Origin of the sequence: Marivita sp. (assembly GCF_022763305.1) — a bacterium.
Classification (GTDB): Bacteria; Pseudomonadota; Alphaproteobacteria; order Rhodobacterales; family Rhodobacteraceae; genus Marivita.
The window spans coordinates 1-3,081 of the sequence record NZ_JALEGT010000054.1 but is presented as its reverse complement, the minus strand read 5'-3'; the positions used below and the strand labels follow the sequence as shown (position 1 = coordinate 3,081).

General features: G+C 61.1%; 4 protein-coding genes. 1 reads left to right on the top strand and 3 read right to left on the bottom strand.

Translation table 11 applies throughout. The annotated features are described in order from the left end of the window. Positions 1–54: 54 nt before the first annotated feature. From MRY75_RS10640 to MRY75_RS10630, 3 genes are read right to left on the bottom strand one after another with little or no spacing between them, the layout of a single operon-like run. A complete protein-coding gene (locus tag MRY75_RS10640) occupies positions 55–912 on the bottom strand; it encodes a MaoC/PaaZ C-terminal domain-containing protein (protein ID WP_173644469.1) in 858 nt (285 codons plus the stop codon). A 23-nt stretch (positions 913–935) separates the two neighbouring features. Next, on the bottom strand, positions 936–2,087 hold the full coding sequence (locus tag MRY75_RS10635; RefSeq protein WP_057817220.1) for a thiolase: 1,152 nt from the start codon (positions 2,085–2,087) through the stop codon (positions 936–938). 3 nt (positions 2,088–2,090) lie between these two features. After that, positions 2,091–2,468, bottom strand: coding sequence for an OB-fold domain-containing protein (locus MRY75_RS10630; RefSeq protein WP_050685841.1), 378 nt, complete (start codon positions 2,466–2,468; stop codon positions 2,091–2,093). A gap of 104 nt (positions 2,469–2,572) precedes the next feature. On the opposite strand from MRY75_RS10630, the gene MRY75_RS10625 reads away from it, so the two are divergent. Further along, positions 2,573–3,081, top strand: a 509-nt coding sequence (locus MRY75_RS10625; RefSeq protein WP_292307631.1) for a CaiB/BaiF CoA-transferase family protein, incomplete at its 3' end; no start/stop codon positions are given.

The window sequence follows — 3,081 nt, the reverse complement described above, 5'->3', positions numbered from 1 at the left end:
GTGCTGAAATCCAGCACCAGGATATCCTTGAGCGGTTGAGCCATCTTCACTGCCTCAGGCGAAGCGCGCCGCGCCGTTGTTCAGAACAACCACGTCGCGTGCCGGAATAGATGCTCGAAACCGGGCCTCGCCGTCCTCTTCCCAGATTTCGAACCGCACGGTTTCGCCGGGATAGACCGGCGCCGAGAACCGAACATCCAGACCGACAAGCCGGGCAGAATCATAGTCAAGCAACGTCTTTAGAATCGCCCGGGCCGCCAGCCCATAGGTCGCCAGACCATGCAGGATCGGGCGGTCGAACCCGACAGAACGGGCAACATCCGGGTCAGCATGAAGCGGATTGAAATCACCGCTGAGACGATAAATAAGGGCTTGGCGCGGCAGGGTATCGATATCACATACATGATCAGGCGCCCGATCAGGCAGCACTGCGGGTGCCGGACCCGCTTGGTTTTCACCGCCGAACCCCCCATCACCGCGACAGAAAGCCGACATCGCCACGCGCGCCAGTTTTTCACCGCTGTCCGCGTCGATAATATCACGGCTTTGGTAAATGACGGCTCCCTTGCCCTCGCCCTTGTCGGCGATGAAGTCGATCTTGCTGCGGCCGACAATCCGGCCAGTTGTCGGCAGCGGCTTGTAGATGTCGAGCCACTGTTCGCCGTGCAGCACTTTCTGCCAGTTTACGCCGGTCTTGGGATCGCGCAGCCAGAAGCCGGGATACCCCAAAATGACCGCCATCGAGGGAACTGCCTTGAGCCCGTCCTCATAGACATAGGCCAGCTCCTTTTTGTCGGTCGGATCCTCGCCGAACCCAAGGCCGAGTGCATACAGGATGGTATCCCGTTCGGTCAGCGTCTGTTCGATTTCCTCAAAGTCCCAGTTCGACAATGCCTCGAAATCCAATGGCATTTACTTTCCTCCCTTAGTTGCCGTCAGAGCGTGTTTTGCGATCCAAGTATCGCCGTGACCTGGCTGGACAGCACACCGCCGTTGCCATGCGCCAGCGCCAGGTCGATATCCTTCAACTGAATGCCCGGCGCGTCGCCACGGATCTGACGAGCAGCCTCGATCACTGTGAAGATGCCGTACATCCCGGGGTGCACGCAGGACAGGCCGCCGCCATTCGTGTTCACCGGCAACACGCCGCCAGGCGCGATGCGTCCGCCCTCGACAAAGGCCCCTCCCTCGCCCTTCGCGCAGAACCCAAGATCTTCGAGAAACAAAATCGTGTTGATGGTGAAGGCATCATAGAGCTCGACCGCCTGGATATCCGCAGGGGTCACTCCGGCCGCCGCAAAGGCGCGCGCGCCCGAGTCGCGGGCCGCGGTCACGGTGAAATCCTTCATCTGGGAAATCTGCCGGTGCGAGCTTGCCGCAGCACTGCCCAGCACATAGACAGGTGCCTTCGGGAAATCCCGGGCGCGGTCCGCGCGGACCATTACGATCGCGCCGCCACCGTCGGTGACAAGACAACAGTCGCGCACGGTCAATGGATCGCCCACCATGCGCGCACCCAACACGTCCTCGCGGGTCAGCGGGCCGCGCTCGAACGCTTCGGGGTTGCGCTGCGCCCAGGCCCGCGCGGCAACGGCCACGTCGGCCAGCTGTTCGCGGGTGGTACCATATTCATGCATGTGCCGCGCCGCCGCCATCGCATAGGCCGAGATCGGATAGCGCGGATTATACGGCGCCTCGTAGGCCGGCGGACGTGAAGCGGTCACCAGTCTGCCCGACGCGGTGCGCTGGTTGGAGCCATAAACAATCAGCGCGACATCACACAGACCGGCGTCCAGCGCCATGGTCGCGGACGTCAGGTAGTTTACGAAGGACGAACCGCCCGACATCGTGCCATCAATGAACCGGGGCTGGATGCCCAGATACTCCGCCGCCATAAGCGCCGGCATGCTGTCTTCCATCATGGTGCAGAACAGCCCGTCGACGTCGGACAGTTTCAGCCCGGCATCGCCAAGCGCCGCAAGCGCGGATTGCGCCATGACATCATAGGCCGTCAGGCCATGGGCCTCTCCGAAACCGGCATGACCGGTTCCCACGATGGCGGATTTTCCCCGAAGTTCAGTGGTCATGGCCTATCCCTCCGACGGTTTGAAAAGCACGGCCGGAACACCCTCGGCCTCGCCCACGAATGCGGTTACAGGCATGTCGATGACGACCTCACCCGGGGCAATGCCCTCGACCCGGCTCATCATCCGGACACCCTCGTCCAGCTCGACGACGCATACGTTGTAGTCGCCGCCCCGTTCGGGCTTTCGGCGCACGACTGTTGTGGTGTGGACCCGTCCCTTGCCGCCAGCCTGCTTCCACGAAATCGCGGTGCCATGACAATGTGGACACAAGACTCGCGGGAAAAAGTGATAGGCCCTGCAGTCGTCGCACTTGGGCAGCAGAATCTCGCCCTCTGCCAGCGCGCGTTGGAAAAGCTGGTCTGGTCCTTTGGCATCCTGCATAGGTGTTCTCCTTCAAGCGACCCAGTCATTGTTTAAGCGTATTGATAATCTTTCTAACAATTGTTAGATTTAGTCAACCTTTCAGGATCAATTGAGAGAAACTCATGCCAGGTTCAGACTTAGCCCCCCTTTCCGGCAAACTCGTCGTTGCGCTGGAACAGGCAGTCGCCGCGCCTTTTTGCTCCTCGCGGCTGGCCGACGCCGGCGCGCGCGTGATCAAGATCGAACGCAAGGGCGCAGGCGATTTCGCCCGCGCCTACGATACCGCCGCCAACGGTGAAAGCGCCTATTTCACATGGCTGAACCGAGGCAAAGAATCGGTCGCCTTGGACATTAAAGCCGACGAAGACCGTGAAATCCTGCTCAGGATGCTGGAAAACGCAGATGTGTTTATTCAGAACCTGCTGCCTGGCGCGCTGGCCAAGCTCGGGCTCGATTCCGCGACTCTGCGAGAGAGCTTCCCGCGTCTCGTGACCTGCGACATCACCGGATATGGCGAAGACGGCCCGATGCGCGACGCCAAGGCCTATGACCTTCTGGTGCAATGCGAGAGCGGTCTGGCATCAGTGACCGGTACACCCGACGGACCAGGACGGGTGGGCGTGTCGGTCTG

What these genes read in the sequence shown, in the direction of transcription:
- MRY75_RS10635 (WP_057817220.1), bottom strand. Translation starts at nt 2,087, where the DNA reads ATGACCACTGAACTTCGGGGAAAATCCGCCATCGTGGGAACCGGTCAT.
- MRY75_RS10640 (WP_173644469.1), bottom strand. Translation starts at nt 912, where the DNA reads ATGCCATTGGATTTCGAGGCATTGTCGAACTGGGACTTTGAGGAAATC.
- MRY75_RS10630 (WP_050685841.1), bottom strand. Translation starts at nt 2,468, where the DNA reads ATGCAGGATGCCAAAGGACCAGACCAGCTTTTCCAACGCGCGCTGGCA.